The organism is Streptomyces coelicoflavus (assembly GCF_045041415.1).
In the GTDB taxonomy this organism is placed as follows: Bacteria; Actinomycetota; Actinomycetes; order Streptomycetales; family Streptomycetaceae; genus Streptomyces; species Streptomyces coelicoflavus.
The window spans coordinates 7,903,424-7,919,029 of sequence record NZ_CP108218.1; the positions used below are offsets into that span (position 1 = coordinate 7,903,424).

General features: G+C 69.7%; 15 protein-coding genes. 6 read left to right on the top strand and 9 right to left on the bottom strand.

The window, feature by feature from the left end:
• Positions 1-24: 24 nt before the first annotated feature.
• The 7 genes from OHA99_RS35620 to OHA99_RS35650 form a co-directional block, all read right to left on the bottom strand.
• On the bottom strand, positions 25-744 hold the full coding sequence (locus tag OHA99_RS35620; protein ID WP_405698838.1) for a VOC family protein: 720 nt from the start codon (positions 742-744) through the stop codon (positions 25-27).
• Between the two features lie 168 nt (positions 745-912).
• Positions 913-1,296, bottom strand: a complete 384-nt coding sequence (locus tag OHA99_RS35625; protein ID WP_194280230.1) for an ATP-binding protein — start codon at positions 1,294-1,296, stop codon at positions 913-915.
• Between the two features lie 187 nt (positions 1,297-1,483).
• Positions 1,484-1,852 (bottom strand): hypothetical protein, encoded by a 369-nt coding sequence (locus OHA99_RS35630; protein ID WP_405698839.1) that lies wholly within the window; start codon positions 1,850-1,852, stop codon positions 1,484-1,486.
• On the bottom strand, positions 1,849-3,585 hold the full coding sequence (gene ctaD / locus OHA99_RS35635) for a cytochrome c oxidase subunit I (protein WP_240469159.1): 1,737 nt from the start codon (positions 3,583-3,585) through the stop codon (positions 1,849-1,851). The genes OHA99_RS35630 and ctaD overlap by 4 nt, the downstream gene beginning before the upstream one ends.
• A gap of 201 nt (positions 3,586-3,786) precedes the next feature.
• A complete protein-coding gene (locus tag OHA99_RS35640) occupies positions 3,787-4,662 on the bottom strand; it encodes a geranyl diphosphate 2-C-methyltransferase (RefSeq protein WP_366472753.1) in 876 nt (291 codons plus the stop codon).
• A 15-nt stretch (positions 4,663-4,677) separates the two neighbouring features.
• Positions 4,678-5,940, bottom strand: a complete 1,263-nt coding sequence (locus OHA99_RS35645) for a family 2 encapsulin nanocompartment cargo protein terpene cyclase (RefSeq protein ID WP_405698842.1) — start codon at positions 5,938-5,940, stop codon at positions 4,678-4,680.
• 35 nt (positions 5,941-5,975) lie between these two features.
• Positions 5,976-7,391 carry a family 2B encapsulin nanocompartment shell protein gene (locus OHA99_RS35650; protein ID WP_405698844.1) on the bottom strand — a complete coding sequence of 472 codons (1,416 nt, stop codon included), beginning with the start codon at positions 7,389-7,391 and terminating at the stop codon, positions 5,976-5,978.
• 557 nt (positions 7,392-7,948) lie between these two features.
• Here OHA99_RS35650 and OHA99_RS35655 point away from each other — a divergent pair.
• Entirely contained in the window at positions 7,949-9,706 is a 1,758-nt protein-coding gene (locus OHA99_RS35655; protein ID WP_405698845.1) for a lysyl oxidase family protein, read from the top strand.
• A 217-nt stretch (positions 9,707-9,923) separates the two neighbouring features.
• On the opposite strand, the gene OHA99_RS35660 is transcribed toward OHA99_RS35655, so the two are convergent.
• Positions 9,924-10,781 carry an NAD(P)H-binding protein gene (locus tag OHA99_RS35660; RefSeq protein WP_405698847.1) on the bottom strand — a complete coding sequence of 286 codons (858 nt, stop codon included), beginning with the start codon at positions 10,779-10,781 and terminating at the stop codon, positions 9,924-9,926.
• A gap of 164 nt (positions 10,782-10,945) precedes the next feature.
• Here OHA99_RS35660 and OHA99_RS35665 point away from each other — a divergent pair, with 164 nt between their 5' ends.
• Positions 10,946-11,557: a TetR/AcrR family transcriptional regulator gene (locus tag OHA99_RS35665; protein WP_153181544.1), complete on the top strand. Its 612-nt coding sequence runs from the start codon at positions 10,946-10,948 to the stop codon at positions 11,555-11,557.
• A 742-nt stretch (positions 11,558-12,299) separates the two neighbouring features.
• Here the strand turns inward: OHA99_RS35665 and OHA99_RS35670 are convergent.
• The gene (locus OHA99_RS35670; protein ID WP_007388475.1) at positions 12,300-12,587 is read right to left on the bottom strand and encodes a DUF6355 family natural product biosynthesis protein; all 288 of its coding nucleotides are present in this window, start codon (positions 12,585-12,587) and stop codon (positions 12,300-12,302) included.
• Between the two features lie 416 nt (positions 12,588-13,003).
• Between OHA99_RS35670 and OHA99_RS35675 the strand changes: the two genes are divergently transcribed.
• The 4 genes from OHA99_RS35675 (at position 13,004) to OHA99_RS35690 (ending at position 15,492) form a co-directional block, all read left to right on the top strand.
• A complete protein-coding gene (locus OHA99_RS35675) occupies positions 13,004-13,555 on the top strand; it encodes an EF-hand domain-containing protein (protein WP_153181545.1) in 552 nt (183 codons plus the stop codon).
• Between the two features lie 99 nt (positions 13,556-13,654).
• Positions 13,655-14,092, top strand: a complete 438-nt coding sequence (locus OHA99_RS35680) for an OsmC family protein (protein ID WP_153181546.1) — start codon at positions 13,655-13,657, stop codon at positions 14,090-14,092.
• 271 nt (positions 14,093-14,363) lie between these two features.
• Positions 14,364-15,101: a hypothetical protein gene (locus OHA99_RS35685; RefSeq protein WP_366472758.1), complete on the top strand. Its 738-nt coding sequence runs from the start codon at positions 14,364-14,366 to the stop codon at positions 15,099-15,101.
• Positions 15,102-15,177: 76 nt separating this feature from the next.
• A complete protein-coding gene (locus tag OHA99_RS35690; protein ID WP_153181548.1) occupies positions 15,178-15,492 on the top strand; it encodes a YrhK family protein in 315 nt (104 codons plus the stop codon).
• Positions 15,493-15,606 lie beyond the last annotated feature (114 nt).

Consider the following 15,606-nt stretch of genomic DNA (forward strand, 5'->3'; position numbering starts at 1 on the left):
TCGGTGCGGGGAGGCCCGGGCTCGTCAGCCGAGGTGTTTCAGCGTGAACTCGTTGCCGTCCGGGTCGAGCAGGAACGCCCGGCCGTGGCTCTCCTCACCGCCGGCGTGCGACGCGCCGAGGGCGAGCAGGCGGTCGGTCTCCGCCGCGAAGTCGGCTCCGGCGTCGAGCGCGAGCTCGAGATGGATCCGGTTGGTGCCGGACTTCGGTGCCACCGGGGGGCCACCCCAGGTGATCTTCGTACCCCCGGCGGGGGACTGGATCGCGGTCTCCTGGTCCTGGTCCCAGACCAGCGGCCACCGCAGCGCCTCACTCCAGAAGTGGCCCACCTCCTGCGTGCCGTCGCAAGCCAGTGCTCCGACGGTTCCGGTACCGGCGAGGAAGGCGTTTCCGGCCGGGATGACGCAGAACTCGTTCCCGTCCGGGTCGGCGAGCACCACGTGTCCCTCCTCCGGGAGCTGGCCCACGTCGATGTGGCTGCCGCCCAGTTCCAGGGCCCTGGCCACCGTCCGCCGCTGACCTTCCGGGGACATACTCGTGAGGTCGAAGTGCGCCCGGCTCTGGGGGGTCTTCGGTACCGCGCCCGGCAGGAAGCGAATGCGGTACCCGGCGCCGTCCGGGGGCAGAACCGCGATGCCGTCGTCCGGACCGGCGGCCGGCTCCCAGCCCAGTACCCCGGACCAGAAGCGGGCCAGGCCCGCGGGCATGGCGGTGTTGAAGCAGATTGCGGAGAGTCGACTGCTCATAGGCCGCGCACCCTCGATCCATGACGTGCGTGATCCGGAACGTCTCCGGTCACGCAAGGCCCATGCGGCGGCACACGCCCACCCCATGGACGCAGCGTAGGGGTGCCCCGGCCGGGGCCGCATCCGAATTCCCGCGCGGGAGACGGCACCGCCCGACGCGGCAGCCGACTACGTCCGCGGGCCGTCCGGCGCGGTGGCGGCAGGCGGGTGGAAGCAGGCGACGACTGTCTTGCCGTAGGGGCAGGGACGCGCTTCCCAGCTGTCGGCCAGGGCGTCGACGAGGAGGATGCCCCGCCCGCCGAGGCGTTCGGCGCTCGGCGTGCGGGTGGTGGGCAGGTCGGTGGAGGCATCGTGGACCGCGACGTGCAGGCAGCGCGTGTCCCAGGTCAGCACGAGTTGGGCGTTGCTGTGGGCGTGGACATGGGCGTTGGTGACCAGTTCCGACACCGTCAGCAGTACCGCGTCGACCGTCTCGGGTGCGCTGTCCGTCCAGCCGAGCGCCCTCAGCCGCTCGCGGGACCAGTCCCTCGCCGCCTTCACGTCCCCGCTCATCGGAAGGGACCGCGCCCAACCCACAGCCCTGACCGATGACTCGTCCACCTGCACGCACCTTCCGTGATCCGGGTTCCGGCCCCGTGCACTCGCGTGTACCCCCTGGGGCGGTGTCGACTCGCGGACCGGCGCCGGTGCCGCGCCCGTGGACCGGGGACGGTTCGTCACCCGGCCGGTCACGGCGCGGCTACCGCAGCCAGATCCAGACCGTCGCGTGCATGCCGGCAGCAGCGGCCAGTACGACCGACAGCCAACTCGCGTGCCGTCTGAGCAGGGCGCGGCGCAGTTGGAGGTAGCGTCCTTCGTACTCCTGGCGCAGCTCTCCGGCGCGTGCCACGGTCGTGCCGAGCATGGCACGCGTCAAGGTCAGCCGATGGTCGACGTAGTGCCGCGTGAAGTCCTCGGCCTGGGCCGTGGTCATCCAGGGCATTCGGTCGCACAGTGTCCGCGCTTCGCCGCAGGCTTCGTCGTAGTGGGCCTGGGCCCGCAGATAGCCCTCCGCCTCAGCGGCGACGGCCGAGGCGTCGCCGAGGGGCGGGCGCCGACCGCCGGTCATGACCGTTCGCCTTCGTGGCCCGCCGCGTCGATGGCGTCGCGCCGGCCGGTGTTCTGCTTCTGGTCCAGGGAGGTGAGGTCGAAGTGGTGCAGGTCGAAGGCGGGCGACTCCGAGCGGATACGGGGCAGGGTGCAGAAGTTGTGCCGCGGCGGCGGGCAGGAGGTCGCCCACTCCAGCGAACGGCCGTAGCCCCACGGGTCGTCCGCGTTGACGGGTTTGCCGTACTTGGCCGTCCTCCACACGTTGTAGAGGAACGGCAGCATGGACATGCCGAGCAGGAACGAGCTGATCGACGAGATCGTGTTCAGGGCGGTGAAGCCGTCCGACGCGAGGTAGTCGGCGTAGCGGCGCGGCATGCCCTCGGCGCCCAGCCAGTGCTGGACCAGGAAGGTGCCGTGGAAGCCCACGAACAGCGTCCAGAACGTCATCTTGCCCAGCCGCTCGTCCAGCATCTTGCCGGTGAACTTCGGCCACCAGAAGTGGAAGCCGGCGAACATCGCGAACACCACGGTGCCGAACACCACGTAGTGGAAGTGCGCCACCACGAAGTACGAGTCCGAGACGTGGAAGTCCAGCGGCGGCGAAGCCAGCAGCACCCCGGTCAGGCCACCGAAGAGGAAGGTGACGAGGAAGCCGGTGGCCCACAGCATCGGTGTCTCGAAGCTGAGCGACCCCTTCAGCATCGTCCCGGCCCAGTTGAAGAACTTCACACCGGTCGGGACCGCGATCAGGAACGACATGAACGAGAAGAACGGAAGCAGCACGCCCCCGGTCACGAACATGTGGTGGGCCCACACCGTCACCGACAGACCCGCGATCGCGATCGTCGCACCCACCAGGCCCATGTAGCCGAAGATCGGCTTGCGGGAGAAGACCGGGATGATCTCTGTGACGATGCCGAAGAACGGCAGCGCGATGATGTACACCTCTGGATGCCCGAAGAACCAGAACAGGTGCTGCCACAGCAAGGCCCCGCCGTTCGACGAGTCGAAGATGTGGGCCCCGAACTTGCGGTCGGCCTCCAGCGCGAACAGCGCCGCGGCCAGCACCGGAAAGGCGAACAGGACGAGTACGGCGGTCAGCAGCACGTTCCAGGTGAAGATCGGCATGCGGAACATGGTCATGCCCGGCGCGCGCATGCAGACGATCGTGGTGATGAAGTTGACCGAGCCGAGGATGGTGCCGAAGCCGGAGAAGGCCAGACCCATGATCCACAGGTCACCGCCGATCCCCGGCGAGTGCTCCGCGCTGGACAGCGGCGAGTAGGCGAACCAGCCGAAGTCGGCCGCGCCCTGGGGGGTCAGGAACCCGGCCACCGCGATGATCGAGCCGAACAGGTACAGCCAGTAGGCGAACATGTTGAGGCGCGGGAAGGCGACGTCCGGCGCGCCGATCTGAAGCGGCATGATCCAGTTCGTGAAACCCGCGAACAGCGGCGTCGCGAACATCAGCAGCATGATCGTGCCGTGCATCGTGAACGCCTGGTTGAACTGCTCGTTCGACACGATCTGAAGACCGGGCCGGGCGAGCTCGGCGCGCATGACCAGTGCCATCACGCCGCCGATGAGAAAGAACGCGAACGACGTCACCAGATACAGCGTGCCGATCGTCTTGTGGTCCGTGGTCGTGAGCCACTTGATCACTGCGTTGCCGGGCGTCTGGCGCAGAAGAGGCAGTTCGTCCGCGTAATGGTCGCCGGCTGCCGGCCTGTGAGGCCCCTCGACGGTCGTCACAGCGCGCATTCCTCCCGATACTCTGCGGTGATTACGGGGGGCATTCTCGTCTCGCGCAGCGCAGCGCGACGCCGAAGGCAAATGACACGCGGGCCGATCCGTACTCTTTGCACTCGAACGGGCCAGCGCCCCGAGGGGACGGGGCGGTCGGCGGGCAGGTGCGGGACCGTCGCTGAGCGGCCCGGTCCCGCACGACGCGTCCTACACCCGGTCCGCCGCGATCAGGATGTACTGGAAGGAGCCGTCACGATAGGACTCGATGAAGGCGTCCTCGATGCCGGTGACCAGCGAGGACTCGGCCCGCAGCTCCCAGTAGGGCAGTGTCTCGGGGGTGAGGTCGACGATGGTGTGCGGCACCAGCCGGTTGTCGGCCATGGCCCGCAGGTACTCGCGCCGGCTGTGGATGTTGCACTCGAAGTGGGCGTTGATCTGGGAGACCCACTTCGACGGCTGGCCGTAACGGGGGTTCCAGCAACCGGTGATCGTCACATACCGGCCGCCCACCCTCAGGAAGCGGGAGTGCTCGGCGAACAGGTCGTGCAGGTCGACGTACATGGTCGACTCGTTGTTCCAGGAGGCCGCGACACTGCCCTTGTCGAAGGGCGTGTCGAGCATGTTGCACACCCGGGAGCGGACGCGGTCCTCGATGCGCAGCTCCCTCGCGCGCGTGTTGCCGAAGTCGGCCTGGGTGGTGGACAGGGTGATGCCCTCCACCCGGCAGCCGAACCGGCGGTGGGCCATGACCATGGAGCCGCCGCGCCCGCAGCCCGCGTCGACGAGGGTGTCGTCGGGACGGATGGCACCGAGGTGGTCCAGGAGGAACTCCGCCTGCGCCGACTCCAGCCGGTGCAACTCCGCGACGAGCCTGGTCTCGTACTCGCCGTGCGCCGGGTCGCCGAGCGCGGCGCGGTCCACGGCGCCGATGCCGTAGTGGTGGTGGTACAGCCCGTCCACGTCGCCGAGGCGCAGGTTCACCGGCCGGGCCTCGCTGTTCCAGTACCGGGCGATGTCCTCCTGGTACGGCGTCGCCGGGGCCGGGATCTTCGCGGTGGCGAGGGGGGTCGTTTCAGTCGTCACAGAGATGTCCGTTCCTTACCAGAAGTCGGGCAGGCTGTATCGGTAGGTGTTGGTGCGGTGCCAGTCGTGGTTGCCGTCGACCCACGTGGCCACGCCCTTGAGGAAGCGCAGCACGGGGGGCAGGGGGCAGGCCTCCGCGAGTTCTGCCGCGGCGGCCTCGAACGAGTGCTGGAGTTCGTTGTGGATCTCGATGGCCTTGAGGTACGCGTCGCGATCGGAGAGCTGCTCGCGTTCCGCGATCACCACGGGCAGGTTGAGATGGCGGCCCGGGCTCTTGAGCTCCTTGGTGTACGAGTACAGGTCGTTGACGATGGTGGTCGCGTTGCCGGCCAGTGCGATGACCCGTTGCATGTCCGGCCGGGCGTGCAGGTCCGCGGGCAGTTCGTAGCCGCCGACGGTGTCCGTGATCGTGGGGCAGGGGCGGAAGTTGTTGAACTGCCGCATCGCCAGGTACTCCCACACCTCCGGGACGTGACCGGTCTGCGCCCAGGCGGCCTCGGCCAGGTAACCCATGTGCAGCCGTGCCATGTCGTGCCGGTAGCGGTCGGTCTGGGAGGGGCCGGCCGCGCGGACGAAGTAGTCCATCGCGCTGCGGTACGCCCGTCGCGGGGCGTCCGAAGCCAGCGATTCCCGCCACGGCGGCGCGTACTCCGCGGTGGTGTGGAAGGGGTCGATCGCGGTGTGCGCGAGCAGGAGGCGACCGCCGAGGCCGACGGGCGACCCGCCGTGGTCCTCGCAGTAGCAGTCGTCCACCGCGTTCTCGGCGACCATCAGCCGCGTCGCGAGCATCAGGTGGTCGACCGTGGGGGCGTCGGGGTGGCAGCCCACCATGTAGCGGCCGACGGAGAAGCCGTCGAACTGCCCCTCCCATTCCTCGGGGTAGAGCTGGACCTCTTCCTCGGCCCAGAGCTTGATCCGGCGGCTCACCTCCTCGACGCGCACGGGGTCGGGTTCCGGGACCGGGTGGTAGTACAGACCGGGCACCGCACGGCCCTCGGCGGGCGCGGCCGAAGCCGGTGCGCCCGTGTCCGCGGGTGCGGGGCCGACCCTGCCGGGCAGGGCGATCGAGGCCGTGCCCGGCCCGGTCGGGCCGCGCAGGATCCGCTGGAGCGCGGAGCCGTCCGCGGGCGTGCGGGGCGGCTTCGCCTCGGGGGAGACGGGTGCCGCGCTCGGTGCCGGGTCGGGGATCGTGACCGGCGGGTGCAGTGCTGCCAGGAAGCCCGAGTCGGGCATGGGCGGCTCCTTGTCGCGGTGGGGTGGTCGCACCGTTGAGTGCATGACGTGCCGCCGGAGGGACCGGCGGTGAACGGCGTTCAGCTCGGGCGGGGAGCGATCTGCACGTTCTCCATCACGCCGAGAGCGTCCGGCAGGAGCACCGCGGCGGAGTAGTAGGTGCTGACGAGGTAGGAAATGACCGCCTGTTCGTTGACACCCATGAACCGCACCGAGAGCCCGGGCTCGTACTCGTCCACCAGGCCGGTCTGCCGCAGGCCGATGACGCCCTGGTTCTTCTCGCCGGTACGCATCGCGATGATGGAACTGGTCTGTTCCCTGCTGATCGGGATCTTGTTGCAGGGCAGGATGGGGACCCCGCGCCAGGCGGGGACCGACTGCCCACCGAGGTCGACGTGTTCCGGGTAGAGCCCGTCGGCGCTGAAGCCACGCCCGACGGCGGCGATGGTACGGGGGTGCGCGAGGAAGAGTTTGGTGCCGCGGCGACGGCAGAGCAGATCGTCCATGTCGTCCGGGGTCGGGAGACCCGACTTGGGCTGGATGCGCTGCTTGAAGTCGGCATTGGGCAGCAGCCCGAACGTGCGGTTGTTGATCAGCTCGTGTTCCTGGCGCTCGCGCAGGGCTTCGACGGTGAGCCTGAGTTGCTCCTCGCTCTGGTCCATCGGGCCGTTGTAGAGGTCGGCGACCCGGGTGTGGATCCGCAGAACGGTCTGTGCGACGGAGAGTTCGTACTCGCGCGGCGCCAGTTCGTAGTCGACGAAGGTGCTGGGCAGTTCGGTCTCGCCGACATGGCCGGCCGACGTGGCGATCTCCGCCTCGCCGTGCTTGTTCTGCCCCAGCCGTGCGCGGGAGCGGAACGCGTCGAGGTGGTCCCGGAGGCCCGGGGCGGAGGCGAGGACCGCCGCGAAGTCGGCGCGGGAGAGGGTGAGGAGGGTGCCCGCGGTCTCGGCGGTGACCGTGCAGTCGTGCCGGGCCCCGGAGTCCACCAGCGCGTCGGCACCGAAGTGGTCGCCGTCCGCCAGTACCGCGAGGGTGTTCCGGTCGCCGTATTTGCCCTCGGACGTCTGGCTCACCCGGCCGTGGGCGATCAGGTGGACCGCGTCGGAAGGCGCGCCGCGTTCGGCCACGACCTCGCCCGCCGCGAAGTCGCGTTGCGCGCAGCGGCCGGCGAGCGCGGTCAGGACCTCCGTGTCGTCGAATCCGCGCAGGACGGAGAGTTCGGCGAGCTCGCGCGGGATCACCCGGACCGCGGCGCCCTCCTGGACGAACTCGACGCGCCCGTCGCCGAGGGTGTGGCGCAGCCGCCGGTTGACCCGGTAGGAGCCCCCCTCCGCCTCGACCCAGGGCAGCATGCGCAGCAGCCAGCGGGAGGTGATCTCCTGCATCTGCGGGGCGGACTTGGTGGTGGTGGCGAGGTTACGGGCCGCGGCGGTGCTCAGCGACTGCTGCGGCGGCACGGGCGAGGGCTGGGTTTCCGGGATGCTGTCGACGGACATTGAGTGGCGTTCTCCTTGCACGACGAGTCGTCCGGCGCATACGGCCGCGCCGAGCGGGAGAAGGGGCGGAGTGGGCAACGAAGGGGATGGATCACGGCAATCCGTCCACTCGCAGAAGCTAGCCGCTGGACCGGCCGCATCCCCCAGGGAGACGAGACACTTACCTCGAAGCAGTGACAATCGGTTGAATGCGGTTTATCGGACGGCGAAGCCCGAAGAGAGTGAAGTGCCGGGTGCCCCGGACCGGAACGACAGCGGTGTCGGCGCTGTGACGGCGGCCGGCGTCGCCCGCCGAATCGCCGCCACCCTGCCGCCGCCGCGTCCTACGGCCCCTGCGACCGCCGCGCCCTTTACCAAACGATCCAACACCGAGCGGCCCGTACGCGTGACTTCAGCCTGATTTCATCCACTGCACGGCGATCCGGCCAAGCTCCCCCGGTTTCCCGCCTGCTGAACAACCGGGCATCCGGTCGCTCCCTCTCACAGCGCGGACACAGCAACGTGTCCGCCTGCTTCCTTCCCACCGCACCCCCCAGCACCTGAAGGACGAGGGACAGATGAACAGAACGCGCACCAGCCGATTGCGGCGTCCACTGCTCGCAGGCACCACGGCCGTCGCCGCCATGGCCGTGACCGCCTCACTCGTGGCCGCCACCGCGGAACCGGCGAAGGCGGCGACAGTGCCCAGGCTGAGCCTCATCGCCGCGACCGACTCGCTGACGCTGACCTCCTGGAAGGAGGACCCGGGCGTCTACCTCGACCTCGGCACCTACCTCACCGCGGACGGCAGGCCGCTGGAGCTGAAGGTGACCCGGAAGTCCTACAAGGACCCGGTGACCCTCACCCAGACCGTGTACGAGGCAGGCAAGGCCAAGGCCAAGACGCTGCCCAAGGGCACGGTGAAGGACTTCTCCGGGCTTCCCGGCTTCGCGGAGATCACGATCACCGACAAGTCGGGCAGGAAGGTCCTGAGCCGGACCGAGGACTTCTGCCCGAACAACGCCAGCGGCCGGGTACGCCCCGACGCGCCGGCCACCTCCAAGTATCCGGAGAGCTGCCCGACCAACCCGTTCACCCTCGGTTCGGTCTGGGGTGTCGAGAAGGGCTGGGCGGCCAACACCTACGCGGGTTCCTACACCGAGCCCGTCGCCCTGGCGGCCGGGACCTACACCGCCAAGGTCGGGGTCGCCAAGAAGTACCGCGACCTGTTCGGCATCGCGAACAAGCCAGCCACCGTCAAGGTCACCGTGGTGGAGCGCAGTTACGACGACGACCAGGGTGCCGTCGGGCTGTCCGCGTCCCGGTCCGCGGCGGCGGGCGAGCACGCCGGCCACGCGGCCGGCCACCAGGCCCCGGCCGCGCACACGGGCCACGGGCCGGGGCACGCTCCGACACCCGCGCAGGCCGCCGCACCGGTCACGAGCGGGGCAGGACCCTCGTACAACGTGGGCCACGGTCCGCTCAGGGCGGCGCCCCCCGCCCTGCCGTGGGCGCTGAAGAAGAAGCAGGCCCTGCGTTCCCTGCCGCTCGGCGACAAGGGAGGCCAGACCGACGGATCGCGCAAGGCCCTGGCGCTCAAGCCCCTGGCGAAGCGCCCGGCCGGCAAGCCCTCCGTCCCGGACGTCCCCAAACCCGACCTGCGCTCGCTGCCGGCCTACGGCATCGTCGTCAGCGACGGGGAGCAGGACGTCCCCGGCAAGGACTACCTGGCCTTCAGCGCCAACGTGTGGAACGCCGGTCCGGCGCAACTGGTGGTGGACGGCTTCCGGTCGCCCGGCAAGGCCAAGATGGACGCCTACCAGTACTTCTACGACGCCAAGGGCAAGCAGGTCGGCTACACCCCGACCGGCACCATGGAATGGGACCCCCGCCCGGGGCACGTGCACTGGCACTTCACGGACTTCGCCAGCTACCGGCTGCTGAAGGCGGACAAGAAGGAGGCCGTGCGCAGCGGCAAGGAGGCCTTCTGCCTGGCCAACACCGACGCGATCGACTACACGGTCAAGAACGCCAACTGGCACCCGTTCAACACCGATCTGTCCACCGCCTGCGGGGAGGAGAACTCCATCTCCGTCCGCGAGGTGCTCGACGTCGGCTCCGGCGATACGTACTCCCAGGACCTGCCGGGCCAGTCCTTCGACATCACGGACGTACCCAACGGCACGTACTACATCCAGGTCCTGGCCAACCCCGAGAAGCGGCTCAAGGAGACCGACCTCGGCAACAACAGCGCGCTGCGGAAGGTCGTGCTCGGCGGCAAGCCGGACGCACGGACCGTGACCGTCCCGCCGCACGACCTGGTGAACGCGAACTGACCTGACGCCAGGGGGCCCGGCACCCCGTCCCGAAGAGCCGACGGCCACGCGCGGTGGCCGTCGGCACGCCGAGCGACACGGCGACCGGCTGGTCGAACGGCGCGGCATCGGACGAGCGCTCCGCCGAGCAGCTGCTCGAGGACGCGTACGAGACCATGATCTGGTCCGGGCCGACTGCGAGGGCACCGACTTCCCGAGCCCTGCCGCATCTCCGGCGTCAGGCGGCGGTGCGGGCCGCGAGACGGTCGGCGGCGGTGCGGGGCTCGCGGCCGAGAAGTTCGGCGAGCAGGGGGCCGGCTTCGGCGAAGCAGCCCGCGCGTGCTGCCTGGTACCAGGTGAGCATGAGCCGGGCCATCGGCTCCGGCACACCACCGGTCGTGATCTGGTCGGCGACCCACTGTTCGTCGTCCAGGACCACGCGCTCGACCGTGCGACCGGTGAGGCCGGAGGCGATCCTGCTGAGGTCGTCGAAGGTGACCGCGGTCGGCGCGGTGAGGGTGACGGGACCGTCGAAGGAGCGGTCGCCGGCGAGGACGACCGCGGTGGCCTCGGCGACATCGTCACGGTCGGTGTACGGCACCGGCCCGTCTTCCGGCCGGGCGATCACACCGGTCCGCTGCCACGGGCCGAGGACCTGGTCGAGCGGTCCGTAGGCGCCGTTGCGCAGTGCGGTCCAGGGGACTCCGGAGTCGCCGAGGACCGCCTCGGTGGCGATGTGGATGTCCGACGGCCGGTACGGGTTGCCGGGGACGGCGCCGTGCTGGCTCGTGTAGAGGATCCGCCGGGCGCCGGCCGCGACCGCGGCTTCGACGGCATTGCGGTGCAGGCCCACCATGTCGGCGGCCGGGTCGTTGCCGGACACCAGAAGGACCTGCTCGGCACCGTCGAACGAGTCGCGCAGTGCGACCGGGTCCTCGTAGGAGCCCTGCCGCACCCGCACGCCGCGGTCGGCAAGGTGCTGTGCCTTGGCGGCGTCGCGGACACTGACCCCGATCCGGTCGGCGGGCATGCGCTCGAGGAGGTGCTCGACGGTCGCGCCGCCCAGCCCGCCGGTGGCGCCGGTGACAACGATCATGATGCCGGCCTTCCTGTCTGTTCCCGACCGCCCACGACGTCCGTCTCGGCGGTGGGTGGGTGGAACTGTAAGTTGGCCATGCTGGTCAATTTCTCGTCTGCCGCCGACTGTAGGTAACCTGACCTGGCGGGTCAAATTAGGTCGGTGGGTGTCAGGAAGAGACGGTGAGGGTCGTGGCCAATACGGTGCCTTCGGAGTCCCGGCTGCGTGCCGACGCCCGGCGCAATTCCGAGCAGATCCGCTCCGCCGCCGTCGGCGCCTTTCAGGGGCAGGGCCTGACGGTGCCGCTGGAGGAGGTCGCCAAGGCGGCGGGGGTGAGCAAGGCCACGATCTTCAACCGGTTCGGCGGGCGGATCGGCCTCATCGAGGCCGTCATCGAAGAGGTCGTCGCGAGCGCGCTGTTCGCCGTCATCGACCACGCTCGGACCATCGACGACGTCGGTGAGCGGATCGCGTACTACCTCACCGCGATCCGCGACCTCCAGTACCGCCAGCCCGCCTTCAACGACGTCCTGTTGCAGACCTATGCGGACTCGCAGCAGCTCATGAGGATCTGCCGGGCCGGAACCGAGGCCAACGAAGAGATCGTCACGGCGGCGCGCGCCTGCGGTGCACTGCGGCCGGAGTTCACGGCGGGCGACCTCCACGCCCTCGTCGTCGACAACGCCCTCGCCCTGAAGCACGGCAAGCGGCCTTCCCGGGGTGACTACGACCGCCGCACCATGTACGTCCTGGACGGAATCCGCGGGCCCTCCTCCGCCACTGGCGGCCGATGACCGCCTCCTCACCCCGGTGCCCCGCAATGGATCAGGAGTACCTGGACCTCAGCGTTCGCCGCCGGGCGCGCGGCCGCTGTCGTCGGGCGATCTCCCGGACGTGGCAGACCCACCGGAATGCCCGGGGGAGGGGGAAGCGCCACCGTCGTCCAGGCATAGCATCGATACGAGGACGGGTGCCTGACCGTGTCGGGGAGGCTGGACGGGGCGGCCGACGAGGACCGTCCAGTTGCCCTTCGTGAGGGTCGGCGCTCCGGTCCCCGTGTCAGGCCCTCGCTGCCAGCCGTACTCGGCGCGGGCCCGTGCGAAAGCCCTCTTCAACGCGGACTCCACCGTCTGCGGCGCGTGCTGTCCCGAGAGCCGTTCGGAGCACCTGCCCAGGGAGTTCGAAGGCTCTCTGTCGACCTCGACGCCCTCCGCCGCCAGCGCCGACCTGATCTCGGACACCGCCGTGTCCGCCGACAGAGCCGGGCCGGAAAAGCGCGGGGGGAGCGGTCCGAGGTCTGGAGGGGCACAGGCTGCCCCGGACATCAGTGTCCCGATGACGATGCACCCCAGGGCCGAGCGTGTCAGTCGCTGCCGAACGATGATGTCCGTCCTCTCCCAGTGTCGAGCGACTGACCATTCTGCCCCCTGACCGTCCTGGGCGTCGTTCTGCCGCCCGTGGCCACCGGAGGCCTGACCGCGAGCAGCGCGGACGGCCCGCCCCAAGGCCAAGGCGCCCCGGGGCGGGCCGTGCGGATCAGCAGGTGCGGCCGGTGTACCAGGCGCCGTCGATGTCGGAGCTGGAGCCGATCCAGGTCACGCCGGGCACCACACACCGTTCGCTGTTGGGCCCCCAGTCGTCGATCTCGATGACGATGTGCGAGCCGTCCGAGGTGCAGTGGTTGTAGTAGGCGTCGGAGGCGGTCTCGTAGAAGCCGCAGGGGTTCGCTGCGGCCGGACCGGCGCTCAGGGTGACGGCGCCGGCGGAGGCCAGGGCCAGGGCGAAGGACGCGAGGGCGCTGGTCACGATGCGACGGAGGGACAAGGAGAGCTCCAGACAGTAGGGGATCGCCGGCTCGGACTGCCCGTGCCGGCCGATCCGTTGTCGATGCGACGCCCAGATTCACAGCCCCGGGGGAGCCGCTTCGGTCAACGGCCGCACCGATCACCCGGCGAAACGATTCGTTGCTGCGCCGATCAGTTGATCTCCGCCGGTTCACCGTGTGTCGGGCAGCGGCAGGAAACAAGGCACGCCGGGGCGGTGAGAGCGTCGTGCGGCGCATCGCACACGGCGATTTCCTCCACGGTGCCCTGGCTGTGCCGAGGGCCTTCAAACAGGCGCACGGCGCGTTGGTGCGGCGCTCGGTGGTGTAGCCGCGACACCTCGTGCTCCCACACGCTGTTGGGCGGGCGACGTGCGCGGACAGCATCCCTTCAGTACCGCGTGCAAAGGGGTTGTTGATGGCCAGTGAGTTTCAGCGGACCAAGCTGCAGGACATGTTCAACGCGTTCGACGTGAACGGCGACGGCTGCCTGGAGGAGGAGGACTTCGCGGCCCTCGCGAGCCGGTGGAGCCGTCTGCCGCGGGTGCGAGCGGACGCGGAGTTGGCGGCGCGGGTCGAGGACGTGCTCCTGGGGTGGTGGCAGCACCTCTCGGCGGCTGTCGACTCGGACAACGACGGCAGGATCGACATGAACGACCTCCTCGCCATGGTCGACCGCTTGCCCTCCATGCGGGAGACCGTCGCCGCCACCGCCGACACGGTCTTCGACGCGGTGGACGCGAATGGCGACGGCCGCATCTCCCGGGGCGAGCACCAGCAGCTGATCGACCTGTGGCACGGGCGAGGGGTCACGACCGGGGACGTGTTCGACCGGCTCGACCAGGATGCCGACGGTCACCTCAGCCGACCCGAATTCACCGTGCTGTGGACCCAGTTCTGGATCAGCGACGACCCTGCCGACCCGGGCAACTACATCTGCGGACCCGTCGCAGGTCACTCGTTCCGCTGAAGGGCGGAGGAAGAGCACCAGGGGCCCGTACGTCCCTCTCTCGAAGTGAGCCGGACCGGCGCCGTGGGTCGGTGCGGCGATGTGACTACTGTGAACGACATGAGCGAACACTCGAAGCGTTCCGTCGTCGTCGAACGCACCAGCAGCGGCCAGTTCGTGGCGACCAACACCCGCGGCGGATCGATCAGTTTCGGTACGGCGGACGGCGATCAGGACACCGGCTTCACCCCCGTCGAGTTGTTCCTGGCCGCGATCGGCGGCTGCACGGCCGTGGACGTGGACATCGCCACCGGCCGGCACGCCGAGCCCACCCGCTTCTCCGTGACGGTCGCGGGGGACAAGGTCAGCGACGACCTGGGCAACCGCATGACGAACCTCGAGGTCGCGTTCACCGTGACCTTCCCGGACGGCGAGGGAGCGGAGCGGGCCCGCGCCATCCTGCCCCGCGCGGTCAGGACGTCCCACGACCGCCTCTGCACCGTGAGCAGGACCGTCGAGGTCGGGACACCGGTGACCACGACGGTCACCGACGCCTGACACCTCCGCCGCGGCCGCCCCGCGGCGAGTCGGCCGCGGCGCGGGCATCGTTGTCCAGGTGCACGGTTGGCCGGCGGCCCATGTCTCGGAGCCGTCGCCCCCGGACATCTGCCGGCGAAGCCCCTGCCTCACGGCCGAGCCCGAGTTAGGGTCGGACTGTGCGTTGATCTCCCGGGCGGCGGCCCTGTGCTGCCGCAGACGGTGCAGGGCGCCTCTTGAGCAAGGGGCCGCCCCGGCAGGCATTCCTTCACACCCCGCGGAGACCCACAGCATGACCGCTCAGCAGCCTCTCACCTACGACGCGTTCGCCGAACTCGCCGCCGCCGACCCAGCCGTGGTAGGCCTCGTCCTCAAAGGCTCCCGAGCCCACGACGGCATGACCACCCGACACTCCGACCACGATGTGTACGTGGTCCTCGCCGACGACGCCACGACCGATCTCACCCGGTTCGCCGGCCACCGCACTGCCCAGCTCGACCTCGTCGTCATCTCCCTCAGCGACTTCCGCGCAGCAGGGATGCCCGGCTTCGAACGCTACGCTCTCGCCCGAGCGCACGTCGTGCTCGACCGGCTCGACGGAGGCATCGCCAGGATGATCGCCGACAAGGCGAGCCTGGAGACGGAAGAGGCATTCCGCAACGCCAGTGACTGGCTCGACGCGTACGCCAACTCCCTCTATCGGTCGCTCAAGAACCACCGGGACGGCCAGACCCTCGCAGCCCGCCTGGACGCCGCTGACAGCGCCCGGTTCCTTCTCGAACTGCTCTTCGCCACCGACCGTCGCCCCCGCCCCTACAACAAGTACCTGGAGTGGGAGCTTTCCCGACACCCCCTGCCGGGCTGGGACACCGACGTGTTGCTCCGTGCCGTGGACGACATTTCGGCAACGGGCGACCCGGCCCTGCAACGGAACACGTTCACTCTTGTCGAGGCGGCGGCCCGCGAGGCCGGACACGGCGACGTACTCGACGCATGGGGTGAGGACCTGTACTTCATGCGCACGCGATAGGAGACGGAGCAACTCCCTGCGGCCGGTGACCGCGCCGCCTTCGCGTCTCGGCCCGCGGCGTCCGTAACGTGGAGGGATGAGGAACACTGCGAAAAGCACGTCCCTGGTCATCCACCTGGGAGGGGAGGAGCTCGTCATCGGGCGGCGCTACGAGGCCGCCAGTATCGCCAACGACGTGCTCATCGCGTTGTGGTTCATCGCCGGCAGCGTCATGTTCTTCTCCGAGCAGTGGACCACGACCGGCACCTGGTGCTTCCTGATCGGCAGCATCGAACTGCTCATCCGGCCCGCCATCCGCCTCACCCGCCACCTGCACCTGCAACGCGTTCACTCCCGCGCCCCGGAGTCCCACTCTCCCGCCGCGCCCCCCGACGGTTCGCAGGACTACTGAACGGGTGACGGAGCAGCCGCCTCGTCGCCGGTTGCGCGTGCACCTGTTTGCTCCGTGCATGGCTGGTTACGCGTTCACGCGCGACACCGAGCCAATGGCTTCCCACGAGTGCAG